The 26,914-nt window shown below is 67.9% G+C and carries 27 protein-coding genes and 1 pseudogene; 14 read left to right on the top strand and 14 right to left on the bottom strand.

Annotated elements, in window-relative coordinates; genetic code table 11:
* Positions 1-8 precede the first annotated feature (8 nt).
* Positions 9-707: a response regulator transcription factor gene (locus BKA25_RS23830; RefSeq protein WP_069846487.1), complete on the bottom strand. Its 699-nt coding sequence runs from the start codon at positions 705-707 to the stop codon at positions 9-11.
* Positions 708-794: 87 nt separating this feature from the next.
* On the opposite strand from BKA25_RS23830, the gene BKA25_RS23825 reads away from it, so the two are divergent.
* The gene (locus tag BKA25_RS23825; RefSeq protein ID WP_069846489.1) at positions 795-1,400 is read left to right on the top strand and encodes a M15 family metallopeptidase; all 606 of its coding nucleotides are present in this window, start codon (positions 795-797) and stop codon (positions 1,398-1,400) included.
* A gap of 73 nt (positions 1,401-1,473) precedes the next feature.
* On the opposite strand, the gene BKA25_RS23820 is transcribed toward BKA25_RS23825, so the two are convergent.
* The 4 genes from BKA25_RS23820 to BKA25_RS23805 form a co-directional block, all read right to left on the bottom strand.
* Entirely contained in the window at positions 1,474-2,259 is a 786-nt protein-coding gene (locus tag BKA25_RS23820) for a VOC family protein (protein WP_069846491.1), read from the bottom strand.
* Positions 2,260-2,341: 82 nt separating this feature from the next.
* A complete protein-coding gene (locus BKA25_RS23815) occupies positions 2,342-2,749 on the bottom strand; it encodes a VOC family protein (RefSeq protein WP_069846492.1) in 408 nt (135 codons plus the stop codon).
* A gap of 10 nt (positions 2,750-2,759) precedes the next feature.
* Complete coding sequence (locus BKA25_RS23810) at positions 2,760-3,206, bottom strand: helix-turn-helix transcriptional regulator (RefSeq protein WP_069846494.1); 447 nt, start codon at positions 3,204-3,206, stop codon at positions 2,760-2,762.
* Positions 3,207-3,293: 87 nt separating this feature from the next.
* The gene (locus BKA25_RS23805; RefSeq protein ID WP_084642478.1) at positions 3,294-3,890 is read right to left on the bottom strand and encodes a TetR/AcrR family transcriptional regulator; all 597 of its coding nucleotides are present in this window, start codon (positions 3,888-3,890) and stop codon (positions 3,294-3,296) included.
* A 71-nt stretch (positions 3,891-3,961) separates the two neighbouring features.
* Between BKA25_RS23805 and BKA25_RS23800 the strand changes: the two genes are divergently transcribed.
* The gene (locus BKA25_RS23800; RefSeq protein WP_069846495.1) at positions 3,962-4,351 is read left to right on the top strand and encodes a hypothetical protein; all 390 of its coding nucleotides are present in this window, start codon (positions 3,962-3,964) and stop codon (positions 4,349-4,351) included.
* Between the two features lie 24 nt (positions 4,352-4,375).
* Here BKA25_RS23800 and BKA25_RS23795 read toward each other — a convergent pair whose 3' ends face one another.
* Positions 4,376-4,678, bottom strand: a complete 303-nt coding sequence (locus BKA25_RS23795) for an ArsR/SmtB family transcription factor (RefSeq protein WP_069846497.1) — start codon at positions 4,676-4,678, stop codon at positions 4,376-4,378.
* A gap of 141 nt (positions 4,679-4,819) precedes the next feature.
* Here BKA25_RS23795 and BKA25_RS23790 point away from each other — a divergent pair, with 141 nt between their 5' ends.
* On the top strand, positions 4,820-5,746 hold the full coding sequence (locus BKA25_RS23790; protein ID WP_069846498.1) for an alpha/beta fold hydrolase: 927 nt from the start codon (positions 4,820-4,822) through the stop codon (positions 5,744-5,746).
* Between the two features lie 41 nt (positions 5,747-5,787).
* Here the strand turns inward: BKA25_RS23790 and BKA25_RS23785 are convergent, their stop codons facing one another.
* Positions 5,788-6,723 (bottom strand): aldo/keto reductase, encoded by a 936-nt coding sequence (locus BKA25_RS23785; RefSeq protein ID WP_069846500.1) that lies wholly within the window; start codon positions 6,721-6,723, stop codon positions 5,788-5,790.
* Positions 6,724-6,782: 59 nt separating this feature from the next.
* Positions 6,783-7,646, bottom strand: a complete 864-nt coding sequence (locus tag BKA25_RS23780; protein ID WP_069846502.1) for an aldo/keto reductase — start codon at positions 7,644-7,646, stop codon at positions 6,783-6,785.
* 120 nt (positions 7,647-7,766) lie between these two features.
* Between BKA25_RS23780 and BKA25_RS23775 the strand changes: the two genes are divergently transcribed.
* From BKA25_RS23775 to BKA25_RS23750, 6 genes are all read left to right on the top strand, one after another.
* Entirely contained in the window at positions 7,767-8,672 is a 906-nt protein-coding gene (locus BKA25_RS23775; protein WP_216637783.1) for a LysR family transcriptional regulator, read from the top strand.
* Between the two features lie 236 nt (positions 8,673-8,908).
* Positions 8,909-9,913, top strand: coding sequence for an NAD-dependent epimerase/dehydratase family protein (locus tag BKA25_RS23770; RefSeq protein WP_069846505.1), 1,005 nt, complete (start codon positions 8,909-8,911; stop codon positions 9,911-9,913).
* 105 nt (positions 9,914-10,018) lie between these two features.
* Positions 10,019-10,255, top strand: a complete 237-nt coding sequence (locus BKA25_RS23765) for a hypothetical protein (protein WP_069846506.1) — start codon at positions 10,019-10,021, stop codon at positions 10,253-10,255.
* Positions 10,256-10,360: 105 nt separating this feature from the next.
* Positions 10,361-11,449, top strand: coding sequence for an AAA family ATPase (locus BKA25_RS23760; RefSeq protein WP_069846508.1), 1,089 nt, complete (start codon positions 10,361-10,363; stop codon positions 11,447-11,449).
* On the top strand, positions 11,446-12,744 hold the full coding sequence (locus BKA25_RS23755) for a vWA domain-containing protein (RefSeq protein WP_069846509.1): 1,299 nt from the start codon (positions 11,446-11,448) through the stop codon (positions 12,742-12,744). Before BKA25_RS23760 ends, BKA25_RS23755 begins: the two co-directional genes overlap by 4 nt.
* Positions 12,741-13,544, top strand: a complete 804-nt coding sequence (locus tag BKA25_RS23750; RefSeq protein WP_084642480.1) for a hypothetical protein — start codon at positions 12,741-12,743, stop codon at positions 13,542-13,544. The genes BKA25_RS23755 and BKA25_RS23750 overlap by 4 nt, the downstream gene beginning before the upstream one ends.
* A 75-nt stretch (positions 13,545-13,619) precedes the next feature.
* Here BKA25_RS23750 and BKA25_RS23745 read toward each other — a convergent pair whose 3' ends face one another.
* Positions 13,620-14,903 carry an alpha/beta fold hydrolase gene (locus tag BKA25_RS23745; protein WP_069853241.1) on the bottom strand — a complete coding sequence of 428 codons (1,284 nt, stop codon included), beginning with the start codon at positions 14,901-14,903 and terminating at the stop codon, positions 13,620-13,622.
* Positions 14,904-15,131: 228 nt separating this feature from the next.
* Here BKA25_RS23745 and BKA25_RS23740 point away from each other — a divergent pair, with 228 nt between their 5' ends.
* The 3 genes from BKA25_RS23740 to BKA25_RS23730 are packed head-to-tail and all read left to right on the top strand — an operon-like array spanning position 15,132 to position 18,276.
* The gene (locus BKA25_RS23740) at positions 15,132-16,325 is read left to right on the top strand and encodes a DUF418 domain-containing protein (RefSeq protein WP_084642481.1); all 1,194 of its coding nucleotides are present in this window, start codon (positions 15,132-15,134) and stop codon (positions 16,323-16,325) included.
* A gap of 12 nt (positions 16,326-16,337) precedes the next feature.
* Complete coding sequence (locus BKA25_RS28520) at positions 16,338-17,657, top strand: sensor histidine kinase (protein WP_069846511.1); 1,320 nt, start codon at positions 16,338-16,340, stop codon at positions 17,655-17,657.
* Positions 17,620-18,276, top strand: coding sequence for a response regulator (locus tag BKA25_RS23730; protein WP_069846513.1), 657 nt, complete (start codon positions 17,620-17,622; stop codon positions 18,274-18,276). Before BKA25_RS28520 ends, BKA25_RS23730 begins: the two co-directional genes overlap by 38 nt.
* Before the next feature lie 7 nt (positions 18,277-18,283).
* Here BKA25_RS23730 and BKA25_RS23725 read toward each other — a convergent pair whose 3' ends face one another.
* Positions 18,284-19,897 carry a dolichyl-phosphate-mannose--protein mannosyltransferase gene (locus tag BKA25_RS23725; RefSeq protein ID WP_157421349.1) on the bottom strand — a complete coding sequence of 538 codons (1,614 nt, stop codon included), beginning with the start codon at positions 19,895-19,897 and terminating at the stop codon, positions 18,284-18,286.
* 36 nt (positions 19,898-19,933) lie between these two features.
* Between BKA25_RS23725 and rsmI the strand changes: the two genes are divergently transcribed.
* Positions 19,934-20,788, top strand: coding sequence for a 16S rRNA (cytidine(1402)-2'-O)-methyltransferase (gene rsmI / locus BKA25_RS23720; RefSeq protein WP_069846514.1), 855 nt, complete (start codon positions 19,934-19,936; stop codon positions 20,786-20,788).
* A gap of 7 nt (positions 20,789-20,795) precedes the next feature.
* Here the strand turns inward: rsmI and BKA25_RS23715 are convergent, their stop codons facing one another.
* The 4 genes and pseudogenes from BKA25_RS23715 to BKA25_RS23700 form a co-directional block, all read right to left on the bottom strand.
* Positions 20,796-22,100, bottom strand: coding sequence for an aminodeoxychorismate synthase component I (locus BKA25_RS23715; RefSeq protein WP_069846516.1), 1,305 nt, complete (start codon positions 22,098-22,100; stop codon positions 20,796-20,798).
* Positions 22,101-22,601: 501 nt separating this feature from the next.
* Positions 22,602-23,348: an ABC transporter permease gene (locus BKA25_RS23710; protein ID WP_069846518.1), complete on the bottom strand. Its 747-nt coding sequence runs from the start codon at positions 23,346-23,348 to the stop codon at positions 22,602-22,604.
* Between the two features lie 51 nt (positions 23,349-23,399).
* Positions 23,400-24,346, bottom strand: a pseudogene (locus BKA25_RS23705) (ABC transporter ATP-binding protein).
* 127 nt (positions 24,347-24,473) lie between these two features.
* Complete coding sequence (locus tag BKA25_RS23700) at positions 24,474-25,022, bottom strand: PadR family transcriptional regulator (protein WP_172803723.1); 549 nt, start codon at positions 25,020-25,022, stop codon at positions 24,474-24,476.
* Between the two features lie 88 nt (positions 25,023-25,110).
* Here BKA25_RS23700 and metG point away from each other — a divergent pair, with 88 nt between their 5' ends.
* Positions 25,111-26,904, top strand: a complete 1,794-nt coding sequence (metG, locus tag BKA25_RS23695; RefSeq protein ID WP_172803724.1) for a methionine--tRNA ligase — start codon at positions 25,111-25,113, stop codon at positions 26,902-26,904.
* The last annotated feature ends 10 nt before the right edge of the window (positions 26,905-26,914 follow it).

Below are 26,914 nucleotides of genomic sequence, written 5' to 3'. Positions count from 1 at the left end.
CGGGCGGTCTATACACGCCGACCGTCCGTGGTCGTCGAGCCGTCGATGTCGGTATCGATCCGATAGCCGACCCCGGGGACGGTGGCGATCAGCCACGGTTCACCCAGGCGTTTGCGCAGCGAGGAGACCGTGATCCGGACGGCGTTGGTGAACGGGTCGGCGTTCTCATCCCAGGCCCGTTCCAACAGCTCTTCCGCGCTGATCACCCCGCCCTCGGCGCCGACGAGCACTTCCAGCACGGCGAACTGCTTGCGGGTGAGCGCGACGTATCGACCGTCGCGGAAGACCTCCCGCCGGAACGGATCCAGCCGGAGCCCGGCGATCTCCCGCACGGGGGGACGGGCGTGCACGCGCCGACGATCCAGCGCCCGCAGCCGCATCACCAGCTCGCGGAGCTCGAAGGGTTTGGTGAGGTAGTCATCCGCGCCGAGCTCGAAACCGGATGCCTTGTCGTCGAGCCGGTCGGCCGCGGTGAGCATCAGGATCGGGATGCCGCTGCCGGAGGCGACGATCCACCGGGCGACCTCGTCGCCGGAGGGGCCGGGGATGTCGCGGTCGAGGACCGCGAGGTCGTAGGAGTTGACGCCGAGCAGTTCCAAGGCCGTGTCGCCGTCGCCCGCGATGTCGGCTGCGATCGCCTCCAACCGCAGGCCGTCCCGAACTGCCTCGGCCAGGTAGGGCTCATCCTCGACAACCAACACGCGCATTCGGGAAGCCTACGGACCTGGGCATATCGCCGGCATATCCAAAACTGGATACGCCGTGGGAACCGGCGACGACCTTCGCTGAGTGCCATGAATTACCGCACCCCTGCCAGCACCGTGGTACCTCGCCGCCGTCGACACCTCGCCATCGGCATCGCGCTTGCGATCGCCGTCCTCGGGCTGATCGCCGCGCAGTGGTTTCGTCCGGTCCTCTCCTCGTCTCTCGCCGCGAGCACTTCGATGGGCGGCGTGGTCGAGGAGGGCGAACAGCTCTCCGTCTTCGACGAGCAGGCGCCTGCGGTGACGAAGCTCGATCCGGATCTCCTCGCCGCCGTACGCCAGGCCGCGACGGACGCCGCCGCCGATAACGGGATCACGTTCCAGGTCACCAGTGGTTGGCGTTCCCCGGAGTATCAGGAGCAACTGCTGAAGGACGCCATCGACGAGTACGGCTCTGCGGAGGAGGCGGCGCGGTGGGTGGCGACGCCGGAGACCTCGGCGCACGTATCGGGGGATGCGGTGGATATCGGCCCGTATGACGCCATCGACTGGTTGGTCCGGCACGGCGACTCCTATGGGCTGTGCCAGATCTACGGCAACGAATCGTGGCACTTCGAGTTGCGCCCCGAAGCGGCGACGCAGGGCTGCCCGCCGATGTACGCGGATCCCAGCGAGGACCCCCGGTTGTGGCAGTGACTCTCCGACGCGTGTCGCGGCTACCCCAGCCGATCCAGGCCCGCGGCTCGGCGGGCTCGCCCCACCCGCCGTGTCAGGCGGCGGCCACTCGCCACCGATGGCCGTCGGGATCGACGAAGTAACCGGCGTACTCACCGGCATCGGTCACGCTCGCCGGGGCGGTGACCTCGCCGTTGGTGGGCATCGCCGCCAGCAGGGAATCGACCTTCGCGCGGCAGACGGCCCGATGGTTGAGGACCATGGCAGGGCGGCGTTCGCGGTCGGTCTGGTCGTGTCCCGCATCCTTGGCGAGGGCCTTGTGCGGCATCAGCCCGAGCCGGGGTTTCCCGGCGGCCAGGCTGAAGTCGACGAATTTCGATCCGTAGTCGTGGTCCACGGTCAGGCCGAGTGCCTCGTAGAAGACCTTGGAGACCTCGGGGTCGGCGACGCCGAGGATGATGACGACCTCGGTCGGCCGAGGCGGATTCGCTGCGGGCCCGGTGTCCTTCTTCGTCGGCGCGGCCACTTTCCAGCTCGCGCCATCGGGCGCCTGGTAGACGCCGGAGAAGCCTCCGAACAGACCCTTCTTCGGGGCCTTGGACAGTGTTGCCCCGTTGCCGAGCGCGGCCGCGAACAGGGTTTCGACCTCGCTGGGCTGGTCGACGATGACGTTGAGCAGGTAGTCGCCCGGCGCCGAGGCCGGTGCGCCATCGGCGGGCGATGCGGCGTCGTGCAGAGTGAGTCGGCCGGCGCCGTGGAGGTCGAGTTCGACGTGCTTGCCGTGGTCGTCGGTGGTGGCGGAGAACGCGGCCTGATAGAACGCCTGTGCGGCCGCCGGTTGTTGGGTTCCGAGCGTGACTGCATCGAGCGACAGCGTCATTGTTCAGCTCCTTGAGCCCACCGAGCGCGATGCGGTGTGGGCGCGGGGTCGATCCGGACTACTGGCTGGGCGTGGCTGCTGCTCAGCGCGTCTGCTGGATGCGGATCAGGTTGCCCGCAGGGTCGCGGACGGCGCAGTCACGGACGCCGTACGGGTGCTCGGTGGGTTCTTGGACGACCTCGGCGGTGTGCTGCAATCTCTCGAAGGTGCTGTCGAGATCGGCGGTGGCCAGCAGCAACCCGGCGTAGGTGCCCTTGGCCATCATCTCGGCGATGGTCGTGCGTTCGTTCTCGGTGATACCGGGATCTGCAGCAGGGGGTTGCAGGACGATGGACGTGCCGGGTTGATCCTTGGGGCCGACGGTGATCCAGCGCATTCCCTCGTATCCGACGTCGTTGCGGACCTCGAAACCAAGGGCGTCGCGGTAGAAGGCCAGGGAGGCCTCCGGGTCGTCGTGCGGGAGGAAACTCGCATGAATCGTGATGTCCATGCTGGTGACGCTAGTTCTGGACGAGCGAGGGCGCTTCTCGATTCCTGACCGGTCTGGTCACTCGTTTCGCCACGCAGGCCGGCATGCCCTTGGTCGCGCTCGACGCCTTGGCCCGGTAGAGGCTGGGCGGGATGCCGACCAGTTCGCTGAAGCGGCTGCTGAAGGTGCCCAGCGATGAGCAGCCCACCTCGAAGCAGACCTCGGTGACGCTCAGATCACCACGCCGCAGGAGTGCCATCGCGCGCTCGATGCGCCGGGTCATCAGGTAGGAGTACGGCGTCTCGTCGTAGGCCTGTCGGAAGAGCCTACTGAGGTGTCCGGCCGACATGCCGACGCCACGGGCCAGCGCGGCCACATCCAGCGGCTGGGCGTACTCCCGGTCGATGCGGTCGCGGACACGGCGCAGCAACGCGAGGTCCTGCAGGCGATGCTGCTGCGCGGCAGAATTGCTCCTCACCCTGCGATCGTGCCATGACACACCGACGGGTCTGCGCTGTCCCGACGGGGACGCGAGAGGCCCCGACCGTGGACGAAAGACCGCTCCTCAGCGACATCCGAGACCAGTTTCGAAGGACTCGACGATTCGGCGCGCGAGCATTCCGGCTTCCGCAATCGCGACCTGGCCGGCGTAAGCCGCCTGGAACGCCTCGAAGAGTGCTGCGCCGGTCAGTGCGCGGGCCAGGGTTCGCGCTGGGAGATCTTGGGGCAGTCGCCCGGCACGGACCTCGGCCTCAAGGTAGGCCTGCACGAGCAGGGCAGGTCCCTCGGGGCCTGCCCCCAGTTGCGAGACGCTCGCTCGGTGCGCCTCCCGCAGTGCCGGGCTGCCGAAGATTGTCGCTGCCATGGGGAAACTCTCGACATAGAACTCGAGAAGGGCCTCGACGAGCTCCACAAGATTCTCTACGACGGTACGTGTGCCGACGAGATCGTCCAGATCCGGCAGGCGCGGGAGCCGCTCGCGCAGGACCGCGACGAACAGTTCCTGTTTGCTCGCGAAGTGCTTGTAGAGCAATGCTTCCGAGCAACCTGCCTCGCGCGCGATCTCGCGGGTTGTCGCCGACGTCACTCCTTTGGCGCGCATCACCTCGGCGGCCGACTTGACGATCCGATCCCGTGTGCTCATTGCCATCTTGCCCCGCATCCGTTGTGCCTTGACAGTACGACGCCCACCCTCCGATGATGGGTGAGTAAGTGATCACTCACCCCTTGGAGATGACCGTGTCGACCCTCGACATCGTCCGTTACTCGCTCTTGTTCGCGCACATCGTCGGGCTGTCGGCGATCATTGGTTCGTACATCCTTCAAATGCCATGGAAGCGGAACTTCGACTTCCTTCCGCTGGTCATCGGGGCCATCGTCGCGATCATCACGGGTTGTGGTCTGATCGCGACGCGCGAGGTGGGTGGCCTGGGAGTCGATCAGCTGAAGATGATCGTCAAGCTCGGCCTGGCGCTGGTCGTCGGCGCGCTATCGATGATCGGATTACTGCGATCGCGCCGACTTGGAAGGGCCGATGCCGATGACAGTGGCCTCAAGCCACTGCTGCTCGGCGCGGGGATGATCGCGATGGCCAATGTCATCGTCGCCTTGTTCTGGCGATGAGCCGGGCGTCGAATCGGTAGCCGATCAGCGGGGCTCGGTCAGCACGAGATCCAGCAGTCCGGGGAAGCGGGCGTCGAGATCGGCACGGCGCAGGGACAGATAGAACCTGCGGCCCTCGTGGCGCTGGAAGAGCACGCCGCTCTCGCGGAGCGCTCGCCAATGGTGGGTCTTGCTGGACTTGGGGACATCGGGCAGGACCTCGCCGCAGTACCGCTCTTCGCCGTCGGCCAGTGCGCGGGCGATGTCCAGGCGGACCGGGTGTCCCAAGGCGGCGAGAACGTCGACGAGTTCGATCTCCGCTGGGTCGGGGTGGTGCAGCACGACCATGGCGACAACTGTACGTGGATTGCGTACCGAAGCTCGTGCCGAGGGTTGACACGCCTAGTTCGACGGTACGAAGATCTCGTACCATCAACGGTACGAGATCTTCGTACCGTTTTCGATTCCGTACTCGTGAAGGACGACGCAATGACGGTGCCGCAGACAGATTCACCGACCGATGCCGAACTGGCGCGCGCCCTCGACGGCGACTTCTCCAGCAACCACGCCGAGGTCAACGGCGTCCGGCTGCACTACGTCGAAGGGGGCACCGGCGAACCGCTGCTGCTGTTGGGCGGCTGGCCGCAGACCTGGTGGCAGTGGCACAAGGTGATGCCCGCGTTGGCTCGGCGGTATCGCGTGATCGCCGTGGACCTGCGCGGGATGGGCGGCTCCACCAAGCCCGAGGCGGGCTACGACAAGAAGACGATGGCGCACGACATCCACGAGTTGATCAAGCATCTGGGATTGACGACCGCCACGCTCGCGGGCCACGACATCGGGGCCATGGTCGCGACCGCACACGCGGCGATCTATCCCGAGGCGACCACGAAGCTCGTCATCCTGGATGTGCCGCATCCGGATGAGACCTGGGCGGACATGCGGCTGCTGCCCGAGCTCGACCAGGAGGTCGACGGCACACCGACCCCCGGCCGCTACTACCTGTGGTGGTTTGCCTTCAACCAGGTCCGCGGACTACCGGAACAGCTGTTGGCGGGCCGCTCCCGAATCCTGGCCGATTGGCTCTTCGACCGCCTGGCCAAGGACCCCGCCTCGCTCGACGAGCGTTCCCGGCAGATCTATGCCCACGCCTACTCCACCGCTGACGCGGTCCGGGCGGGTAATAGCTGGTATCAGGCATTCCCGACCGACATCGTCGACGAACAGTCGTACCCGAAGCTGTCGTTGCCCATCCTGGCCCTGGGTGGCGCGCAGGCCAATTACCCCATGCTCGCCGCCGTGATGCCGAGCAAGGGCACCGATGTGCGACTGGTCGAGATCGCCGACTGCGGTCACTACCTGCCCGACGAGCAACCCGAGGCGGTCGTCGACGCCCTCACCGATTTCCTCGGCTGAGTTCGGCGAGGGCGTCGAAGACCGCTGAAGCTCGTCGGCGGCTACGGCACGATGTGCCCGGCCGCCCGGAAGAGCTCGTACCACTCGGCGCGGGTGAGCGGCACATCCGAACCCCGGGCGGCGCCTGCGACCCGCTCGGGGTTCGTCGTGCCGAGGACGACCTGCATCTTGGCCGGGTGTCGGGTGATCCAGGCCGTGGCGATCGCGATCGGCGGCACGTCGTACTGCGCGGCCAGCCGGTCGATGACGGCGTTGAGCTCCGGGTACTCCGGCGAGCCGAGGAAGACCCCGGTGAAGAAACCGGCCTGGAACGGCGACCAGGCCTGGATGGTGATGTCGTTCAACCGGCAGTAGTCGACGAGCCCGCCGCCGTCGAGGGTGACCGACTGCTGCCGGTCGAGCATGTTCGCCGCGACGCCGTGCGCCACCAGCGGCGCGTGCGTGATCGACAGCTGGAGTTGGTTGGCCACGATCGGCTGCCGCACGTACTTGCGCAGCAACTCGGTCTGGTTCGGGGTGTGGTTGGAGACGCCGAAGGCGCGGACCTTGCCCGAGGAGTGCAGCTCGTCGAAGGCGCGGGCGACCTCCTCCGGCTCGACGAGTGCGTCTGGGCGGTGCAGCAGCAGGATGTCGATGCGGTCGGTCCGCAACGCCGCCAGCGAGCCCTCGACCGACTCGATGAGGTGCTCGTAGGAGAAGTCGAAGTACGGGCCCTGTCGGACGATGCCCGCCTTGGTCTGGATGGTGATGGCGTCGCGTTCGGCGGGAGTGAGAGCCATCGCCTCGGCGAAGCGGCGTTCGCAACCGTGCTTCTCGTGGCCGTAGACGTCGGCGTGGTCGATGAAGTCGATGCCCGCATCGCGGGCGGTGCGCACGAGCTCGCGCACCTCGTCGTCGGACTTGTCGGCGATTCGCATCAGGCCGAGCACGATGTTCGGCGCCACGATGTCGGTGCCCGGGAGGGTGAAGGTCTGCACAGTGGTCCTCTCGCGAACCGTTCGAAGGGGATGACCGGGGGCGGCGGTTCCGGTCTAGCTCAGCTGTCCTTCGACAGCTCGGCGAGTTCCTCCGAGGTGAGTTCGAGTTCGGTCGCGCGGGTCGAGTCGGTGATGCTCTCGGGCCGGGAGGCGCCGGGGATGGGGAGCACGACCGGGGCCAGGGACAGCTGCCAGGCCAGGGTGACCTGCTGCGGGCTCACACCGTGCGCGTCGGCGACGCGTTGGAACGGCGCGTGCAGCCCGCCGACCTCGCTCGCGCGCTTGATGCCACCGAGCGGCGACCAGGGGAGGAAGGCGATGCCGAGGTCGGCGCAGTGTCGGAGTTCGTCCAGGCTGGAGCGGAACGCGGGCGAGAACTGGTTCTGTACCGAGACCAGCCGGCCGCCGAGTACCTCGTTGGCCTCGTCGATCTGGGCGATGGTCGCGTTGGAGATGCCGGCCATGACGATCACGCCCTCGTCGAGGAGATCCCGCACCGCGCCGATCGACTCGGCGTAGGGCACGTCCGGGTCCGGCCGGTGGAACTGGTAGAGGCCGATCGCCTCGACGCCGAGCCGCTTGGCCGAGGCCTTCGCCGCCGCCTTGAGGTACTCCGGACGCCCGTTGCGGGTCCAGGTTCCGTCGCCGGGGCGCAGATGACCGCCCTTGGTCGCGACGAGTACGTCATCGATGTCGCCGCTGTAGGAGCGCAGGGCGCGGGCGATGAGTTCCTCGTTGTGGCCGACCTCGTCCGCGTGCTGGTGATAGGCGTCGGCGGTGTCGATCAGGGTGACACCGGCGTCGATGGCGGCGTGGACGGTCGCGATCGACCGAGACTCCTCGGGCCGGTCCTCGATCGACATCGGCATCCCGCCGAGCCCGATCGCGCCGACGGTGCGGTTTCCCAGGGTGCGTTGCAGCAAGGGTGCGCCTCTCTCGTTCGAGTGATCGTCGATATCGACGGTAGGTACTCTCCAGGTAGAAGTCCAACAACTAGTTTTGCTGCGATTGAGAAGCGGTATCGATCAATGGATCTGCGTCAGATGGAATACCTCGTCGCACTCGCCGACGAGCAGCAGTTCACCCGGGCGGCGGCGGTCTGCCGCGTCTCGCAATCGGGACTCTCCGCGGGCATTCGCAATCTCGAAGGCGAACTCGGCACGCCGCTGTTCACCCGCACCACCCGTCGGGTGGAGCCGACGGACGCCGGCCTCGCACTGCTGCCCTTCGCCCGCACGATGCTCGCCCAGGTCGCCGCAGGGCGGGACGCGGTCATCCGGGCGACCCATGCGCTGGCGGGCCGGCTGCGGGTCGGGGCCGAGCAGTGTCTCGGGGTGGTCGACGTGCCGCCGTTGCTCGAACGGTTCCATCGCCGTTATCCGTTGGTGGATATCCACTTCACCCAGTCCGGATCGCACGATCTCGCAGGTCAGGTGCGCGCCGGTGAACTCGATGTCGCGTTCGTCGCGACCACCGAGCATCTGGCGACGGTCAACCCGGTCGAACTCGGCAGGCGAGCGATCGTGCTGCTGGTGCCTGCCGAACACCCGTTGGCAGGCCGGTCGGATGTCGAGTGGGCCGAGCTGCGCGATCGCGAGTTCATCGACTTCCGGACGTCCTGGGGAGTGCGCTCGCTCAACGAGGCGGCCTGTGCCGCGCATGGTGTCGGGCGTCGGGTCCGCTGCACCGTCGACGACATCCACACCCTGCTCGATCTGATCCATCGCGGGCTGGGCATCGCCCTGGTGCCGCAGCATGTCGCGGCCAAACCGCAGGCCGCCGGTCTGGTCACCATCCGGTTGCCCGCCGCGACCTCACCACAGTGGATCGTCTCGGCGATCACCTCGAATCAGGCCGAGGCTTCGGCATCCCGGCTGTTGGAGTTGGTCGGCGGCGAGCGTTCGTCGACCAACGAGGTCATGCCCACGACTACCACGGTCACATCCTGACCCCAGGCACTCGGTGGCTGTGATCGGCGTCGGCCGATGGGTACCTTGTGTTGATCGATCGAATGGGGCGATCGACTCCGTGTGGACTCCTCTCGATGTGGCGGGCGAGGGGAATCGGCCACGCCGATGCCGGGGTTCCCGCAGAAGGCGTAGTTCGGTTGGCCGTCGTACCCGGCGATCTGGGGCGGTCTTGCGAGCGGTGGGGGATATGCGATGACGCAGAAGGAGAGGCCCGGATGAGGATCGTCGTGGCCGGTGGCACCGGAATCCTCGGTCGGGCAATCTGCTCCGAGGTCAGGGCCGTGGTCCCCGATGCGGAACTGCTGATCGGCACGCGTAGGAGCGGCGCCTCGGACGGCCTCGCGGGTGATCTCGGCCCGCAGGCACGCATGGTGTCACTGGATGTACGTGACTCGGTGTCCATTCGGGATGCGGTCGCGGGCGCGGATCTGGTGATAGTCGCGGTTGCTCAGAGCGCGCCGCTCGTCCAGCGGATCTGCCTCGAATCCGGTGTGCACAGCGTGGACGTCGGGGTCCAGCCGGAATTCGCGGCGCGGGTGCGGGAGCTGGATCGACCGGCCACCGACGCCGGACTCGCCGTTGTCGCCATGGCCGGGCTCTTCCCCGGACTCTCCGGCCTCGCGGTTCGGGAGGCGGTCGACGGTTGCGACGCGATCGATGGCGTCGATGTCTTCTTCAGACAGAACACCAACGCTCGGGTCGGCCGGGCGGGGACCATCGACATGCTGGAGATCGTCTCAACTCCGGTACGGCGCGAACGGGCCCCGGACCGTGGTTCGCGCGCAGAGCAGGGCATGCGGCTGATCGAGCATCCCGAACGCGGGGTCGTGGCCGCCGGCCTTGGACTCGCCGACGTCGAATACCGGACGGCCTGGAACAGCCGTGCCTTCAACTCGCTGGTCGCGGGGCTGATAGCACTCCGGGTGCTACCTCGGTTCGCGCCGCAGATCGCGGGTCTGGCCAAGCATGATCCGGCGAAGGCGGAGGACGTCGAGCTGTGGGTGCGGGCGCGAGGTGTGTCCGAGGGGCGGCCGGTGCAGCGTCTCGTGCGCCTTTCCGCCGTCTCCGATTACGGCGCTACAGCGGGGGTGGCTGTCGCGCTCGGCATTTTTGCCCTGCGCGGGGAGATCACCGGAGCCGGTGTGCCCTTCCAACTCACCACGTTGAGCAGCGTGATCGCTGGGATGCGGGATGGTCTCGTGGTGTCCGAGTCCGATTGAGTATCGGCCGCTCGCGTCGTCGATAGCGGTGTCGGGACGGGCAGGTCGCGGCCGACTTGTCACCTTTGGTTGACGCCTTGAGGTGTGTCAACCTAGGATGACAACATGGAGATCGATCAGATCGTGTCGTTGACCAAGGCAGCCAACGGCGATGACCCGATCGTCGGGCTCGGCGCGGCGGCCGAGGTGCGTCGCGAGATGGAACGCCTGGAGGCGGTGCTCGTCCGGCGGGCCCGCGTGCAGGGGCACACCTGGGCGTCGATCGCCACCGTATTGGGCATCAGCAAGCAGGCCGTGCACAAGAAGTACGGCGGCCGCAGCCTGTTCCGCGAGCAGGACTAGGAACTCCCTTCTACTTCGAAGGCATCCGACCTGGGGGATGCCTTGATTCGTGCTGCCCGAATTCGCGCCACAGGCGCCTTCATCGATTGATCCGGGAGAGGATCGATGGCCGAGCAACGAAGCACTCAACAGGCGATCGCCCTAGCGGTCGCCGCCAATCTGCCCGTGATCATCTGGGGCGCACCCGGTACCGGCAAGACCTCGTCGGTTATCGCGCTGGGCCGAGACCTCGGCCTGCCGGTCGAGGTCGTCGTCGGCTCGCTGCGGGAGCCCAGCGACTTCCTGGGACTCCCGGTGCTCCGCGAGGGCAACACCTACTTCGCCCCACCGCGTTGGGCCCAACGGCTCGCCGAGTCGGGCACCGGACTGCTCTTCCTCGACGAGCTGACCACGGCGCCGCCCGCCGTGCAGGCCGCGATGCTGCGGATCATCCTCGAACGCACCGTCGGCGACCTCGAACTGCCGCCACAGGTCCGCATCGTGGCGGCGGCCAACCCGCCGGAACACGCAGCAGACGGCTGGGATCTGTCCGCGCCATTGGCGAACCGGTTGATCCACCTCGACTGGACGGTCGACGCCGCTGTGATCGCCGAGGGCTTCACCAGCGGGTTCCGGGTTCCCGAACTCGTGACCGCCCAGCCGCCCACCGCAGCCGCGATCGCCCGGGCCCGATCGCTGGTCGGAGCGTTCCTACGGGTACGCCCCGAACTGGTGCTCGCGGTGCCGGACAACCCGGACACCGCAGGCCGCAGCTGGCCGAGCCCGCGAAGCTGGGAGCTGGCGGCCCGCGCCATCGCCGCCAGTTCCCAGAGCGGGGCAGCCGAGGAGGTACGGGCCGAGTTGGTACTGGGCGCGGTCGGAGACTCGGCGGGCTTCGAGCTGCTGTCCTGGCTGCGCAACCTGGACCTGCCCGATCCTCGGGAGCTGCTGGCTGATCCGGCTGCACCACTGCCCGACCGCGTCGATCGATTACACGCACTACTCGGTGCATTGGTCGCCCATGTCAACACGGAGGGCGATGTGGCGGTGTGGGAAGGGGCCTGGGCCGTGATCGCCAGAGTCGCCCGCAAGGCACCGGATGTGGCCGCGAGCGCTGCTCGCGCCCTGGCCGCACAACGACCCGCAGGCGCGCAGCTCCCCAAGACCATGCTGGAACTCGCCCCGATCCTGCGGGCCGCCGGGCTACTCACATGACGCCGGACGTGGAACACACCGAACAGATCATGGTCCGCTTCGGCGCGGCCCGACTGTGGGCGGCGCATCGCGCGCCGTACCTGGCCTCGGCGCTCTTCGCCCTCCGGCCCGTGCCCATCGCCTCGGCCATCGCCGATTCGGGTGGTGTGCCGGTACCCGATCCGGAATTCCGGGCCTTCCCGGCCGACAGCCGGTGGAATGTGCATCTGGAGGCCGGCACCACGCTGGCCACTCCGATCGCGGAGATCGGCTGGTGGCTGCTGCACCACGTGGGACACCTAGTTCGATCGCACGCGATGCGCTCGCCAGTGCGCGACACCGACTCCGGGAACACCCATGCCGCAGGCGAAACCGGGACGCCCGAAGCGCAACGCTGGAACCAGGCCGCCGACGCCGAGATCAACGACGACCTGATCGCCGAGGGCCTGACCGGGCCTGCGGGCGTGATCTCACCGGTCGAGCTGGGTCTGCCGAGTAACCGCATGGCCGAGGAATACCTGCCCATGTTGGACGTGCTCGCCGAGGCGATGGGCCGAGGCGGCCGGACGTTGGCCGAGGCTGTCGACTGCGGCAGCGCCGCCGACGGTAGGCCTCGCGACTATGAGGACTCCGGTTCTGGCGATGGACCCACCGAATTGGACCGCGATCTACTGCAACGGATGATCGTCGCGGGAATCCGGGATCGAGTCAGCGCGCGCAGCGCGGTGCCCGGAGGTTGGCAACGGTGGGCCGAACAACGCGTGTCCGCTGCGGTGAATTGGCGGACCCGGCTGCGGGCGTTGCTTCGCCGTGGCCTGGCCACCAGCACGGGCAAGGTGGATTTCAGCTATCGCAAGGCATCTCGCCGAGCCGCTGCCTATCCCGAGGTGGTGCCGCCCGCGATGATCGCCCCGGTGCCCGACACCGTGGTGGTCGTCGACACCTCCGGCTCGGTGACCACCCCCGTCTTACAGCGGCTACTCGCCGAGATCGACGCCATCATCAACGGCGTCACCGGTCCGCACCGCAGGCTGCGGGTGCTGTGTTGCGACGTTCGGGCGCATCCGGTGCAATCGGTGCGCTCCGCAGCGGAGATCGAGCTTCTCGGTGGTGGCGGCACCGACATGAGCGCCGGAATCGAGGCGGCGGTGGCTCTGCGGCCGCGCCCCGACCTCGTGGTCGTGCTCACCGACGGCGTGACCGACTGGCCGCAGCGTCGCCCCCGTCCACCCGTCGTGGTGTGTCTGATCGGGTCGGACGGCCGGGCGCCGGACTGGGCGGCCACCGCCCGAATCCCAGCGGAAGGACCGGCATGACCATCGGATTCTTCGACGGCCCAGAACCGGAGCCGGAGCCGGAGCCGGAACCCGAGGGAAACCGCGGGCACCGCGAGGGGCCGCCGACCCCGGAACCGCTGCCGCAATGGCAGGACCAGGGCTTCTCCATCGCCGAGGCCAGAGGGTGGATTGCCGAGAGCTTCGTGATCGACGAAGCCCGACGCTGGCAGCACGCAGGCGTCTACACCCCGACGGCCGCGCGGGAATGGCGAACCGTCGGCGCGTCCCCGTACACAGTGCAGGAGTGGCTGCGCGCCGGATTGACCCCTCGGGAGGCCGTTCAGTGGTCCGAGCTGGGCTATTCCGCCCAGGAGGCTGCGGATCGGCATCGTGCGGGCGAGACTCCTCGGCCGCGAGGGTTGTTGTACCGCCTGACGCACCGTCGACGGCCTGCGGGCGGAGCCGACCTCGATTCGGAACAGGCTTCGACGTTGCGGGAACTACTACGGCACGGCATTCCCGCCGAGACGGCGCGGGGTTTCCTCGACGCCGGTTGGGTGGGGCGGGCGGCGCTGCCCTGGGCCCGCCGTGGCGTCGAACCGGGTGCCGCTCGCGTTTTCGCCGCGTTGGGCTTCGAAGCGGGGGAGGCGGCGCGGATCTCGGCCGAGGGTGAGGACTCGATCGAGCTGCTGACCACCTGGTGGCGGGCGGGCATCCCGATCGACGAGGTCGCGGCCTGGCGGGTCGCCGGTTTCAGCGCGGCCGAGGCGGTCGAGCTGCGAGCGGCGGGCACGGACGTCGAACAGGCCAAGGTGTTGCGGGCGTTGACCGAGGACTGATGGCTGTCCGATACGGGCTCGGCCCAGCGATCTGCCGAGCCCGTATCCGACGCTTTCGCGATACCGCCGAGCCGGTCAGATCTCGTTGCGGGTCATCGCGATCAGCCGATCCAGCACGTCGGGGTCCATCCGCAATCCGTCGTGCTCGTACTGGTTGGTGACCCAGACACGGGCGCCGCGAACCTCGTCCGCCGTGCGCAGGGACAACTCGCGATCCACGTACATGTCGTCGTGGTAGACGGCGGCGGCGACCGGCACGGTGTTGCGATTGAGGACGGCATGGTCATACAGCGCGGGCCAGTCGGTCTTGGCCGCCAGCGCCTCCGCAGCGTCCTGTAGCGGACGCAGCGCCGGATCCTCGTCGAACATCCAGGGATAGATCATCTCGCCGGTGAAGCGCACCGGCGAGGCGCCGTCGAGCGCGAACGCGTCGAACTCGTCCCGAACGCGGTGTGCCGACCAGGCCGAGGCCGTGCCCTGGCAGTAGATCGACTCGTGCAGCACCGCGTACAGCGGGTCGGTGGCGAAGGAGACCGAGGCGCCGACCCCATGGCGGAAGGTGTCGGAGATGTCGCGCCCCAGGGCTGTGTCGATGAACGCCTCCTCCAGCAGGTAGTGCAGCCGGTCGAAGGTGCTGGTCTTGCCGAATTCGATGCCCAGGGTCTGCAAGCGGCGTGGGGTGAGGCGCTCGCCGGTCGGCAGCGTCACCTCGTGCTCGTCGAGATGGGCGACGATGTCTCGGACGATCGACTCGTCTCCCGGATACCGCGCGAAGTACTCCGCGTTCTTGCGCAGCACCCTGGGATAGAGCGCCCGATAGACCTCGTCCGGGCCAGCATCCAGACCGGAGAGCCCACCGGTGACGAAGGCGGCGGTCAAGCTCGCCGGGGCCAGCGACAGGTAGGTCAGCGTGCAGAAGCCGCCGAAGCTCTGCCCCAACACGCTCCACGGCCGATCGCCGATCAGCTGACGACGGAATGCCTCCGCATCCCGCACGATCGAGTCGCTGCGGAAGTGCCGGAGGTAGTCGGCCGCCTGTTCGCCGGAATCGAAACGCGCCAGGCTCTGCCGATTCGCCGGGGTGCTCCGGCCGGTGCCCCGTTGATCGAGCAGCAGCACTCGGAACTCCCGCAGCGCCCGCCGTAGCCAACCGGTCATCGGCGCGGGTCGGGTCGCCTTGCCGCCCGGACCGCCCTGCAGGAATAGCAGCCAGGGCAGATCGGCCTGCTCGCTGCCCGCCGCGACGACCTCGCGGGCGAAGATCGAGATCTTCTCGCCGTTCGGCTGATCGTGATCGAGCGGCACCTCGATGGTGTGGTCGATGCAGGAGATTCCGGGGCTGGCGTAGCGGATCGTCATGGTTCTCCGAAGGTCGTGGTCGGTCACGGCGGTGATTCGAGGTGGCGATTGGACCTTGCACGCTACGGCGTCGAGTCGGTGGCGATGCTGACAATCAGGACGTATTACGGACCTCGGTGACTGTGGTTGACATCCGATCGGACGACATCCTCTGGCCCCTTGGCGAACCGATGCGTCGGCGTATCGGACGACTGGGCAGTATCCATCGGGATTTCTAGCGTTTGGATCATGTCCGAGCCACTTGTGAGCAAGCCACCAGGTATCGATATCGCCAGAGCCGCGCCGGTCGGCTTGACCCAGCGCATCCTCGCCCCCGATCTCGCGCGCGGGATCATGCTGCTGTTCATCGGGATCGCGAACTCGGCGATCTTCCTCTACGACCGGCCGTACGGCCCACGACAGCACATCGTCGAGGAGGGGCTGCTCGACCGTGTGGTCGGCACCTTCGTCGTGACCGCCGTCGATGCCAGGGCGTATCCGCTATTCGCGTTGCTCTTCGGCTACGGCATGGTGCAGATGTTCCGCCGAAACACCGCACGCGGTACCACCGAGCGGCGGACGAAATCCATCCTGCGGCGAAGAAGCACCGCATTGATCTTCTTCGGCCTACTCCATGCCGTGCTGTTCTTCCCAGGCGACATCCTCGGGCTTTACGGCGTGCTGGGCTTCGGGCTTCTCGTGTTGCTCAACTGGGGAGACCGTGCCCTGCTGTGGTTGGCTTCGATCTGGGTCGTCTTCGCCTGTCTGGTCCAGGGTGCCGTGTATGCCTGGGATGGCGGAGGTGAGGGACGCAGCTTCTTCCAGTCCTTCGAAAGCGACTCATTGAACGAACTGTTGCCGATGCGCTTCGGCGAATGGCTGTCGACGCCCTTCGGGCTGCTCCCGGTATTGGCCACCTCGGTCATCGGGGTCATCGCCGCCCGGCACCGCATCCTCGAAGAGCCCCGCCGCCACCTCGCGCTGCTTCGCCGACTGGCGTACGTCTTAGTACCCATCGGCTTGCTGGGTGGATTGCCTATCGGTCTGCTCGTCGGGCACTTCATCGTGGTCGACTCGGCTGGACTGTTGTTCGCGACCTCGTTCTTGCACTCGATCAGTGGAGTGGCGGCTGCCGTCGGATACCTCGCGTTGATCGCGCTGCTGAGTTTGCGGTTATCGAGTAGCGCCGCAGGGATCTCCGGCGCCTTGGTTGCACTGGGACGACGGTCGATGAGCTTCTACCTGTTGTCCTCGATCGTGTTCATGGTGGTCCTCTCGCCCGTTACCTTCGCACTCGGTGCGGAATTCGGCTCCGCTGCGGTATTCGCGTTGGCCGTGGTCACCTGGCTGGCGTCGATCGCGCTGGCGAAGTGGCTCGACGTGCTGGGCAAGTCCGGTCCTGCGGAGACGCTATTGCGCAGGTTGTCCTACGGGCCGAAGTGAGAGACTGCCGCCGTGGCCCAATTTGAGGACACGCTGTCCACGACGGCCGCATCGCGATTCCAACGCCGATGGAACTTCGGTTGGGGACTCGTGCTCTACGTGGTCGTCGTGGTGGCCATAGTGCGGGCGTTGCTCGATCTCGATCGGTTGGCCGGGCATCCGGCAGTGCTGTTCGCGCTCGTCCTCGGCACGCTGGGTTGGCAACTGTGGTTCGTCACCCTGCACCCGCAGTGGCCGGAGAACCAGCTCGTACCGATGGCCTGCTACTTCGCAGGCCTGCTGGTGCTGGCCTGGTCGCTGACCATGGTGCATCCCGCCTTTCTGCTGGTTGCGGCCTCCGGTCTGTTCGTCACGTTCATCGCATTGCCTGGGAACTGGGCGTATCTCGGCTTGATGGCTACCGGGGTATTACTGGCCGGGATACTCGGCGGGCTGCCACCCGATTCTCAGACGGCGTGGCAAATGGCGGGCTCCACGGTGATCGCCGCCGGGCTCGGCTGGGCCTTCCGCCGCTTGGAGACCGAGGCTGAGCTGCGGCGGCGTGCCACCGAGAGAACTCAGCGGGTCCTAGATCAGCTGGAAGCCTCGTCACTGGAGCAGCACCGGCTGCGGCGGCAGATGGTCGAACGCGAACGGGAAGCCGCAGTGACGGCGGAACGCGCCCGGATGGCGGGTGAACTGCACGACACCCTTGCGCAGGGGCTCGCGGGGGTGAGCACCCAACTGGAGATCGCCGAGGAACTTCTCGAGGAAGGACATCCCGCTCGACGACGGATCGGCTTGGCACTGAGCCTGGCACGCTCCAGCCTTATCGAGGCGCGGCGGTCGGTGAATGAACTGCGGCCGGGACCGTTGGAACAGCACTCGTTCGTCGGTGCCATCCGGACGGTGCTCGATCAGTGGCGGTCTCGGACCCAGTGTTCGGCTCGGCTCGAGATCACCGGCGATCAAACGTCCGCAGCTCCCGCGACTGAGCAGGCTCTGCTACGAACCGCCCAGGAGGCTCTGACCAACATCGAACGACACGCCAAAGCCACCGAGGTCACCGTGACGGTGTCCTACCTCGGTGACCTGATCGCGGTGGACATCGTCGACAACGGAGTCGGCTTCGTCTTCGACGAACTTGCCGAGCCTTCTGCGTCAGGTGGTTACGGCCTACATGCCATGCGGGACCGAGTCGAGGCCGCAGGCGGCACACTCGCCATCGAGTCCGCTACCGGGGAGGGCACGATGATCAACGCGATGATCCCGTTGCGACCCGGCGTCGCAGGAAACAGCAGAAACGGGGCGAAAGATGACCGAGCCGATCACCAAGGTGCTGCTCGTCGATGACCACCCGATCGTCCGTGACGGGCTCGGCGGTTTGATCGACACCCAACCGGACCTCGAACTCGTCGGCGAGGCAGCCAACGGTCAGGAGGCGCTCGCGCAGGTGCGGAGAAAACGGCCTGACCTGGTAATCACCGATCTGCGGATGCCGGGCGGCGACGGCATCGAGCTGATCGAGCTGTTGTACGAACACGACCCGACGCTGCCGATCATGGTGTTGAGCACCTTCGGTGCCGCTGCCGACGTCACCGCCGCGATGGCCAAGGGCGCGACCAGCTACCTGCTGAAGGACTCGACACGTCAGGAGCTCTTCGCCGCCATCCGGACCACCGGCCGAGGGGAGTCCGTGCTCGCGCCGCCGGTCGCCGCACTGCTGGTGAATGCCTTCCGCCAGAACCAGGGCAGCGAATCGGCGCCGAGCCCACGCGAGCGGGAGATCCTGGCTCTCATCGCCGACGGGCGAGGGAACCAGCAGATCAGCCGTGCGCTGCGCATCTCGGTGGCCACCGTCAAGACGCACCTCACCCGGCTTTACGCCAAGCTCGGCGTCGCCGATCGCGCGGCTGCGGTCGGCGCGGCCTATCGGCGGGGCTGGCTCACCGACGTGGACGACGCGGACTGACGCGGGCTCACCGCCAGGACGGTAGCCAGAGCTCGGCGTTCCATCGCCACGGCGTGATCGAGTCCCCATTGAGGATCGGCCACAGCCACAGGAAGTTCGCCACCACCAGACCGATATAAAGCGCCACCACCAGAAGCCCGGTGCCGCGTCGCTCCGCTCCCACGCCAGCCTTGCCGAGGATCTCGCCGAGGATCAGGGTCAGACCCAACACCAGGAACGGCGCCATCGGCGTCACGTAGAAGAAGTACATCTGCCGGTCGAGGTTCATGAACCAGGGCAGCCAACCGGCCAGATAGCCGACGAGCACCGCGGTGTATCGCCAGTCGAGCCTGCCCAAGGCCCGCCACAACGCCCAACCGAGGATCGGTAGCGCCAGCCAGTAGATGGCCGGGGTGCCGATGAGCATCACCGCGCCAACGCAATCGGACTGACCGCAGCCCGGCGCACCCTCGCCCGATTCGTAGTAGTAGAGCATCGGCCGCAGGCCCATCGGCCATGTCCACGGCTTGGATTCCCAGGGGTGTGGATCGGACGCGTCGGTGATCAGCTCGTTGTGGAAGTCCAGAACACTTGCGCTGTAGAACCACAGCGCCCGCAACGCATCGGGCACGAACCAGAACGCCGATTCGGTGCCGATGTCTTGGCCGACGGCGTGTCGATCCAGCCCGGTCTCGCTGGTGAACCAGGCCCACCAGGTGGCCAGGTACGCGCCGATGGGCAGCACGACGAAGGTCCACAGCGCGGAGGGCAGGTCACGCAGCGCGGTGGCCTTGAACGGGCCGGGGATCCCCGCCGCGCGCCGCGCCGAGTAATCCCAGAGCACGGAGATCACGGCGAAGGCGACCAGGTAGTAGGCGCCGGACCACTTGACCCCGCAGGACAGCCCGAGCAGCACGGCCGCCCCGACCCGCCACCAACGGAATCCCAGTCGCGGACCGAAGCGGCTGTCGGCGATGCGGCCTTCGAGGACGACGGTCCGCAGTCGGTCCCGCATCTGATCCCGGTCCACCAGCAACGCGCCGAAAGCCGCGAGGACCAGCACCGCCTGGAAGATGTCGAGCATCCCCATCCTGGACTGCACATGGCTGACGCCGTCGCAGATCAACAGGATGCCCGCGACGGCCCCGAGCATCGTGGAACCGGTCAGCCGCCTGGCAATCCGCACGATGAGCAGCACAGCGATGGTGCCCGCGACGGCGGCCGAGAATCGCCAGCCCCAGCCGTTGTAGCCGAAGAGCCACTCGCCGATGGCGATGAACTGCTTGCCCAACGGCGGATGCACGATCAGCCGGTAACCGGCGTTGTCCTCGTAGCCGCCGTTGCGCAGGATCTGCCAGGCATGCGGGACGTAGTGCTTCTCGTCGAAGACCGGGGTGCCCTGATCGGTCGGATGCCCGAGATTCCAGAAGCGGATGACCCCGCCGATCACGGCGAGGCTCAGCGCGACGACCCAGCCGCGTACCCGGTCGGTGGGAAGCCGACCGCGTAGCCGTTCGAGCGGGTCGGCCGAACGTCTCTCACCGGATCGCTCCTGTTCGGAGTGCTCGCCGCCCGGGTGCTCGATGGGGGGATTTCTGTCCCCATCCGTCGAGGTCGGGCGGTCGATGTCGGTGTCCGGCATCAAGGCGCTCACGGCGCTGATCGTAGGCTTGTCCGAATGGGTGAGACATCTGGATCGGGCAGGCTGCTGCTCGCCGCGACGCCGCTGGGCAACCTGGGCGACGCTTCGCCTCGGCTGCGTGCTGCTCTGGCCGAGTCCGAGGTGATCGCGGCCGAGGACACCCGACGCCTACGACAGCTCGCCGCCTCGTTGGAGGTCACCGTCGAAGGACGGGTGGTGAGCTGCTACGACGCGGTGGAGGCGGCCCGGGCGCCCGCGCTGTTGGCGGCCATCCGGGAGGGTCAGACGGTCTTGCTCGTCACCGACGCCGGGATGCCCAGCGTGTCCGACCCGGGTTTCCGGCTGGTCGCCGAATGCGTGGCCGCCGACCTGCCGGTGAGCTGTCTACCGGGGCCCTCGGCGGTGACCACGGCCTTGGCGGTCTCCGGCCTGCCCTCGGACCGCTTCACCTTCGACGGGTTCCCGCCCCGCAAGTCCGGTGAGCGGCTTCGCTGGTTCGCCGAGTTGGCGAACGAACGGCGCACGGTGGTGTTCTTCGAGGCGCCGCACCGGTTGGCGGCCACCCTCGCGGCCGCCGTCGAGGTGCTCGGCGCAGATCGGCGCGCGGCGGTCTGCCGGGAGCTGACCAAGACCTACGAGGAGGTCCGCCGGGGCACGCTCGGCGAGCTGAGCACTTGGGCGGCCGAGGGCGTGCGCGGTGAGATCACCGTGGTGTTGGCGGGCGCCGAGGCGGTCGCGGCCGATCCGGAGGCGCTGGTGGCCGAGGTGGAGAGCCGCGTCGCCGAGGGTGAGCGACTCAAGGAGGCGGTCACGGCCGTCGCGGCGGCGGGCGGTGTCGGGCGCAAGGAGCTGTACGACACGGTGCTGCGGGTTCGCTCGACCAAACGATAGCCGCGCCCTAGCTCGGCGGGCGATGTCCGAGAAGGGCTAGCAGCGGCGCGGCCTTGGTCAGGCATTCCGCCCATTCGGCGGCCGGATCCGAATCCGAGGTGATGCCGCCCCCGACCCCGAGGGCGAGCACGCCGCCATGTCGGCCGTGCCGATGCTCGAAGGTGCGGATGGCGACGTTCAACTCCAGGCCCGCCACCGGGGAGATCATCCCGACCGCGCCGCAGTGCAGCCGTCGAGACTCGGCCTCCAGTTCGTCGATGATCTCCAAGGCGCGCACCTTGGGTGTCCCGGTCACCGAACCGGGCGGGAACGTCGCGGCCAGCAGTTCGGCGTGGCTCACTCCGGGCCGCAGCGACGCTTCGACGGTGGAGACCAGGTGCCAGACCCCGGGATGCGGTTGGACGTCGAGTAGTTCGGGGACGGTCACGCTGCCGGGTCGGGCGACGCGGCCGAGATCGTTGCGGACCAGGTCGACGATCATGACGTTCTCGGCGACGTCCTTCACCGACTCGCGGAGCCGCGCGGCGTTGACATCGTCGCTCGGGCCTCGGCGGGGCAGCGTGCCCTTGATGGGGGAGGACCGCACCCGGTCACCGTGTCGGGCCAGGAACAACTCCGGCGAGAACGAGACGACGGACCCGTTGTCGCCATGGGAGAGGAAGGCCGCTCGGGTGGGGCGCATCGCCGTGGTGCCCGAGGTGAACAGGTCGATGGGATCGCCGTCGAAGTCGACCTCGAAGCGGCTGCAGATGTTGGCTTGGAAGATCTCGCCCGCCGCGATCGCCTCCACGCAGGCCGCCACGGCCTTGCGATGTCGAGCGGCATCGGGAGTGCGCAGGTCGCCGACCCGGCGCGCTGCGATCGGGGGATCGGCTGCCGTCAGCAGTTCGGCGAACTCGGTGGCGGCGGCGACTGCGGCGTCCGGGTCCATCCCGTGCGGCGGCTCGCCGATCAGGGCCTCGAACCACCAGTCACCGGCGGCGTCCCGGCGGAGGACCTGGTTCGTCCAGCCCCAGGAGCCTCGGCAGTCGTGACCGGGGCGGTCGGGATGGTCGAGGCTGCCGAGTAATCCGCCGCCGATCGTGCCCGCCGGATCGGGGCCTGCCGGCGCGATGTCCGACGCCGGTGTGCTGTCGGTTCGCTGCCGATCCAGGGCCACCGACGGCACCAGGACGGCGGTCGAGCCGAACCAGCTGCCGATCAGCGCGGCGGGTTCGGCGATACGCAGCGTCCTGGCTCGCTGGGCCAACCTGCGGAGCAGCTGCTCGGGTGCCACGTCGGGCTTGGCTAATCGCCGGACATACGTGCGCATTCGTCCGATCCAACCCGACGCGATGTGGATCTGTGCAACCCCCTGCCCGGCACGCCGTCGAGGTGAGGTCGAGCACTGGGGCCGCTGCGCTCGGCTGTTGACTACGCGCCGCGCAGCGCGACCTCGCTCGACCGGTTTTCGTTCACCGCCGAAGACGCCAGTCCTTTGATCGCTCCAGCCGTTGCGGCGAGGGGAGCTTGGGGCGGATGGACGGACACCGCAGGTGCTTCCCTGGTCGCCAGGCCCGCCACCGCCGCTGCCGACCACAGGGCCTCGGTCAACCGGTCTATGCCCGACGGGACGGCTCCAGCGGTGAACGGCACGAACACACCCGGACTTGGCCATTGATTATCGGGTTGGAACCGGAATCCGATAGCGCTCAGCACCGAATGAGAGTCAGCGCACGTCCCCAGACCAGGGCGCGCGCCCCTTGCCGTGGTGGGTCGGTCCGTCATCGTGCCGACCAGCGTCCTCGCTACCGCCTCGATCCTGGACTCGTTCTCACCCGGCCTCGCGGCGGAATGCTCGGGTGCCCCACCAGCCGGCGAGCAGGAGCAGGCCCACCGCGACCAGGCCACCGATCAGGACCTCGGGACCGAGGTCGCCGAGGAACGCGGCCCGCTGCGCTTCGACGATGTAGGCGAGGGGATTGGCCCGGGAGATCGCGTGCAACCAGTCCGGCGCGAGGCTGATCGGCAACAGGATTCCGGACAGCAGCATCAACGGGATCATGATCGAGGACAGCACGCCCGACAGTGCGTCCTCGTTGCGCAGCCCCAGCGCCAGCACGTACGAGGTGACCGCGATGGTGACGGCCAGGGGAATGGTCAGTGCCACCCCGACGACCACGCCCAGCGGTGCGGCCCGCAGGCCCATGGCCAGCGCGAGCGAGAGCAGTAGGGCGGCCTGGCCGAGGATGACGACCAGGTCTTTGCCTACTTGGCCGAACAACAGGGCGGTCGGGCTGATCGGCGCGCCGCGAAGTCGTTCTTGGACCCCGCTGCGCAGATCGGCGATCAGGGAGAAACCCGCGTACCCGGTGCCTGCCAGCGCGAGCAGGGCCAGCATGACCTGCCAGGAATCGCCGGGAGGGAAGCCGGGGGTGGCCGCCATCGGTTCCAGCATCGGGCGGAACAGAACGAGGTAGACCAGCGGTTGGGACAACCCGACCACCACCCAGGTGGGGTTTCGGGCGGCTTGCCGCAGGGCTCGGATGAAGATCAGCCAGGTGTCGTGTGCGAGGGCCATGTCGGTTCCTTGTCATCTTGGTAGCGCGATGGGCGAAGCGATGCGGTGCGATCAGTTGCCCACGTCGCGCAGGGATCGGCCGGTGAGCTGGAAGAAGACGTCGTCGAGGCTGGGCTGCCGGATCTCCACCGAGGTCGGGACGATCGAGGCGTGGTCGAGTGCGCGAAGCAGCTCCGGCAGGACCGATCTGCCCTCGGGGATGCGCAGTCGTAGCCCGTGGGCCTCGGTGGCCAGTTCGGCCACGGCGGGGATGGTGCCGAGCACCTCGGCCGCCGCCTCGGGTCGGTCGGTGCCCAGCAGAATGGCGTCGCCCGCAACCTGGCTCTTCAGGTGTGCGGGGTTGCCCTCGGCCACGATGCGCCCGCCGTCGATCACCAGCACGCGTTCGCACAGCGCATCCGCTTCTTCGAGGTAGTGCGTGGTGAGGCAGACGGTCTTGCCCGTCTCGGCGTGCAGGGCCGCGATGTGGTCCCACAGGTTGCGTCGACTCTGTGGGTCGAGGGCGGCGGTCGGCTCGTCGAGGAAGATCAGCTCCGGTTCGTGGATCACCCCATCGCGATGTCCAACCTGCGGCGTTGTCCGCCGGAAAGCGTGTCGACGCGGCGGCCGCCCAGGCCGTGCAGGTCGAGTCTGTCCAGTAATTCGTTCGCTCGCTGTTGGGCGGCGGCCTTGGGAATCGCGTGCAGCCTGCCGTGGTGGGCCAGTTCCTCGCCGACCAGGCAGTCCGGGCCCGCGCCGCCGGTCTGTGTGCTGTAGCCGATTCGGCGGCGGACGCCTGCGGAGTCGGCGCGCAGGTCGCAGCCCGCGATCGTCGCCTCGCCCGCTGTCGGTTTCAGCAGCGTGGTGAGGATGCGCATCGTGGTGGTCTTGCCCGCGCCGTTCGGGCCGAGGAAGCCGACGAACTCGCCGGGAGCGACGTCCAGATCGATGCCGTCGACCGCGGTGAACTCGTCTTTTCCCTGACGGAACCTGTGGGTGAGCCCTCGGGCTCTGATCATCAGTGCTCCTAGTCAAATTTGACCAACCTGAGCACAGAGTCCACCCGTGGCACGGTTTAGTCAAATTTGATTAACACGCAGAGCCGGACCGCCATCCGATCCCGGCGAGCGAGACGGCGGGAACCGATCAGGAGGCGGAGGTCTCGATCCGGCCGATCAGCTCGCGCAACCAGCGGATCTCCGCGTCGGTCTGTCCGTGCCACAGCCGATACAGCTCGCCGACCTGCGCCGGTTTGCCCCAGCCGGGCAGCTGCTCGACGTCGGCGGCCAGCGTCCGGCGCCGCTGCTGCAGCTTCGTCAGGCGCTGCCGCAGTAGCGCCGCCGATTCCTCGGCGGGCAGGTTCGGCAGGAAGGAGATCGCCGCCTCCAGCTCGCCGGAGTGCGGGTCGTCCACCTCGATGAGCGCGGCCCGCAGCAGGCGCAGGAATTCCGTCTCGCCGTCCTCGGTGATCTCATAGATCCCCTCCGACCGGCGTCCCGATTGCCGCGCGGGCTCGTCGACGGTGCGCAGCAAGCCGTTGCCGCGCAATTGTTTGAGCGCGTGATAGATCGAGCCGGGATTGACATTGCCCCAGCGGTCGGCGTTCCAGCTCAGCAGCTCCCGTCGAACCTGGTAGCCATTGGTCCTGCCGAACGACCGCACCAATCCGAGCATCAACAACCGGGTGGCAGACACGGCCTCATCATGCCGGTCGACGATCCCGGACGTCGTTCTCACGGAACCCGATGGCGTCGGTGCCTGCGCGGTTCGTAGTCTTTGACGCATGAGTTCTTCCGTGTTGACCGCGGTGGCGTGGCCGTATGCCAACGGCCCCCGCCACATCGGTCACGTCTCCGGTATCGGTGTCCCCTCAGACGTCTTCTCGCGCTACCAGCGAATGGCGGGGAACCGGGTGCTCATGGTCTCGGGCAGCGATGAGCACGGAACACCGATCCTGGTCCAGGCGGACAAGGAGGGACTCACCCCGCAGCAGACCGCGGACAAGTACCACCGGGTCATCGGCGAGGATCTCCGCGATCTCGGCGTCACCTACGACATGTACACCCGCACGACCTCGGGCAACCACTACCAGGTCGTCCAGGAGTTCTTCCTCGCGTTGTACCGCAACGGGTACATCCTGCCGAGGACCACGACCGGCGCGGTGAGCCCGTCGACGGGCCGCACGCTGCCGGACCGCTACGTCGAGGGCACCTGCCCGATCTGCTCGTACGACGGTGCCAGGGGCGACCAGTGTGACAACTGCGGCAACCAGCTCGACGCCGCCGACCTGATCAAGCCCGTGTCGCGGATCAACGGCGAGACGCCGAAGTTCGTCGAGACCGAGCACCTCTTCCTCGACCTTCCCGCGTTCAGCCACTCCCTGGCCGACTGGTTGGGCACCAAGACCGACTGGCGGCCCAACGTCCTGAACTTCACCCGCAACCTGGTGGACGACATGCGTCCCCGGCCGATCACCCGAGATCTCGACTGGGGTGTGCCGATCCCGCTGGACACCTGGCGCGATCAGCCGCTCAAGCGGTTCTACGTGTGGTTCGACGCGGTGATCGGCTACTTCTCCGCCAGCGTGGAATGGGCCCGCCGCTCGGGCGACGCGGACGCCTGGAAGCAGTGGTGGCAGGACCCGGCCGCGCAGATCGTCCACTTCATGGGCAAGGACAACATCACCTTCCACGCCCAGATCTGGCCCGCGTTGCTGCTCGGCCAGAACGGGGCGGGGGACAAGGGCGGCGAGGCCGGTGCCTACGGCAAGCTGAACCTGCCGACCGAGATCGCCTCCAGCGAGTTCCTCACGATGAGCGGCTCGAAGTTCTCCACCTCGCGCGGCACCGTCATCTACCTGCGTGACTTCGTGAAGGAGTTCGGCCCGGACGCGCTGCGCTACTTCATCTCCGCCGCAGGCCCCGAGACCCAGGACGTCGACTTCACCTGGGAGGAGTTCGTGCGCCGCACGAACTTCGAGCTGGCCAACGAGTGGGGCAACCTGGTCAACCGCGCGGTGTCCATGGCGGCGAAGAACGTCGGTGCCGTCCCGGAGGCTCGCGCGCCGCAAGCGGCCGACGAGGAGCTGAAGGCCACGGCCAAGGCCGCCTTCGACGTCGTGGGCGAGCACCTGAAGCGTTCGCGATTCCGTGCGGGTGCCGCCGAGGCGATGCGGGTGGTCGGCGCGGCGAACAAGTACATCTCCGACGAGGAGCCGTGGAAGCGCAAGGACGACCCGGAGCGGCGGGACACGATCCTGCACACCGCTCTGCAGGTCGTGTCGGACGCCAACACCCTGCTGACGCCGTTCCTGCCGCACTCGGCGCAGAAGGTGCACGAGCTGCTCGGCGGCACCGGCGTGTGGGCGGCGCAGCCGGAGCTGCGCGAGGTCGAGGACCTTGACGACCCGTCCCGCAGCTACCCGATCATCACCGGGGACTACGCCCAGGAGAAGGCGGAGTGGAAGTCGGTGCCGATCGAGATCGGTAGGCCGCTGGCCAAGCCGAGCCCGCTGTTCGCCAAGCTGGATGCCGAGCTGGGCGAGACCGGACCGGAATGGGCGCCCATCCAGAAGTGACCCCTCGATG

Origin of the sequence: Actinoalloteichus hymeniacidonis (assembly GCF_014203365.1) — a bacterium.
Classification (GTDB): Bacteria; Actinomycetota; Actinomycetes; order Mycobacteriales; family Pseudonocardiaceae; genus Actinoalloteichus_A; species Actinoalloteichus_A hymeniacidonis.
This window is presented reverse-complemented; position numbering and strand designations above follow the sequence as displayed.

Excerpts from the sequence above, each read along its gene's own strand:
- BKA25_RS23830 (WP_069846487.1), bottom strand. The coding sequence starts at position 707 with ATGCGCGTGTTGGTTGTCGAGGATGAGCCCTACCTGGCCGAGGCAGTT.
- BKA25_RS23825 (WP_069846489.1), top strand. The coding sequence starts at position 795 with ATGAATTACCGCACCCCTGCCAGCACCGTGGTACCTCGCCGCCGTCGA.
- BKA25_RS23820 (WP_069846491.1), bottom strand. The coding sequence starts at position 2,259 with ATGACGCTGTCGCTCGATGCAGTCACGCTCGGAACCCAACAACCGGCG.
- BKA25_RS23815 (WP_069846492.1), bottom strand. The coding sequence starts at position 2,749 with ATGGACATCACGATTCATGCGAGTTTCCTCCCGCACGACGACCCGGAG.
- BKA25_RS23805 (WP_084642478.1), bottom strand. The coding sequence starts at position 3,890 with ATGCGGGGCAAGATGGCAATGAGCACACGGGATCGGATCGTCAAGTCG.
- BKA25_RS23800 (WP_069846495.1), top strand. The coding sequence starts at position 3,962 with ATGACCGTGTCGACCCTCGACATCGTCCGTTACTCGCTCTTGTTCGCG.
- BKA25_RS23795 (WP_069846497.1), bottom strand. The coding sequence starts at position 4,678 with ATGGTCGTGCTGCACCACCCCGACCCAGCGGAGATCGAACTCGTCGAC.
- BKA25_RS23790 (WP_069846498.1), top strand. The coding sequence starts at position 4,820 with ATGACGGTGCCGCAGACAGATTCACCGACCGATGCCGAACTGGCGCGC.
- BKA25_RS23775 (WP_216637783.1), top strand. The coding sequence starts at position 7,767 with ATGGAATACCTCGTCGCACTCGCCGACGAGCAGCAGTTCACCCGGGCG.
- BKA25_RS23770 (WP_069846505.1), top strand. The coding sequence starts at position 8,909 with ATGAGGATCGTCGTGGCCGGTGGCACCGGAATCCTCGGTCGGGCAATC.
- BKA25_RS23765 (WP_069846506.1), top strand. The coding sequence starts at position 10,019 with ATGGAGATCGATCAGATCGTGTCGTTGACCAAGGCAGCCAACGGCGAT.
- BKA25_RS23760 (WP_069846508.1), top strand. The coding sequence starts at position 10,361 with ATGGCCGAGCAACGAAGCACTCAACAGGCGATCGCCCTAGCGGTCGCC.
- BKA25_RS23755 (WP_069846509.1), top strand. The coding sequence starts at position 11,446 with ATGACGCCGGACGTGGAACACACCGAACAGATCATGGTCCGCTTCGGC.
- BKA25_RS23750 (WP_084642480.1), top strand. The coding sequence starts at position 12,741 with ATGACCATCGGATTCTTCGACGGCCCAGAACCGGAGCCGGAGCCGGAG.
- BKA25_RS23745 (WP_069853241.1), bottom strand. The coding sequence starts at position 14,903 with ATGACGATCCGCTACGCCAGCCCCGGAATCTCCTGCATCGACCACACC.
- BKA25_RS23740 (WP_084642481.1), top strand. The coding sequence starts at position 15,132 with ATGTCCGAGCCACTTGTGAGCAAGCCACCAGGTATCGATATCGCCAGA.
- BKA25_RS23730 (WP_069846513.1), top strand. The coding sequence starts at position 17,620 with ATGACCGAGCCGATCACCAAGGTGCTGCTCGTCGATGACCACCCGATC.
- BKA25_RS23725 (WP_157421349.1), bottom strand. The coding sequence starts at position 19,897 with ATGCCGGACACCGACATCGACCGCCCGACCTCGACGGATGGGGACAGA.
- rsmI (WP_069846514.1), top strand. The coding sequence starts at position 19,934 with ATGGGTGAGACATCTGGATCGGGCAGGCTGCTGCTCGCCGCGACGCCG.
- BKA25_RS23715 (WP_069846516.1), bottom strand. The coding sequence starts at position 22,100 with ATGCGCACGTATGTCCGGCGATTAGCCAAGCCCGACGTGGCACCCGAG.
- BKA25_RS23710 (WP_069846518.1), bottom strand. The coding sequence starts at position 23,348 with ATGGCCCTCGCACACGACACCTGGCTGATCTTCATCCGAGCCCTGCGG.
- metG (WP_172803724.1), top strand. The coding sequence starts at position 25,111 with ATGAGTTCTTCCGTGTTGACCGCGGTGGCGTGGCCGTATGCCAACGGC.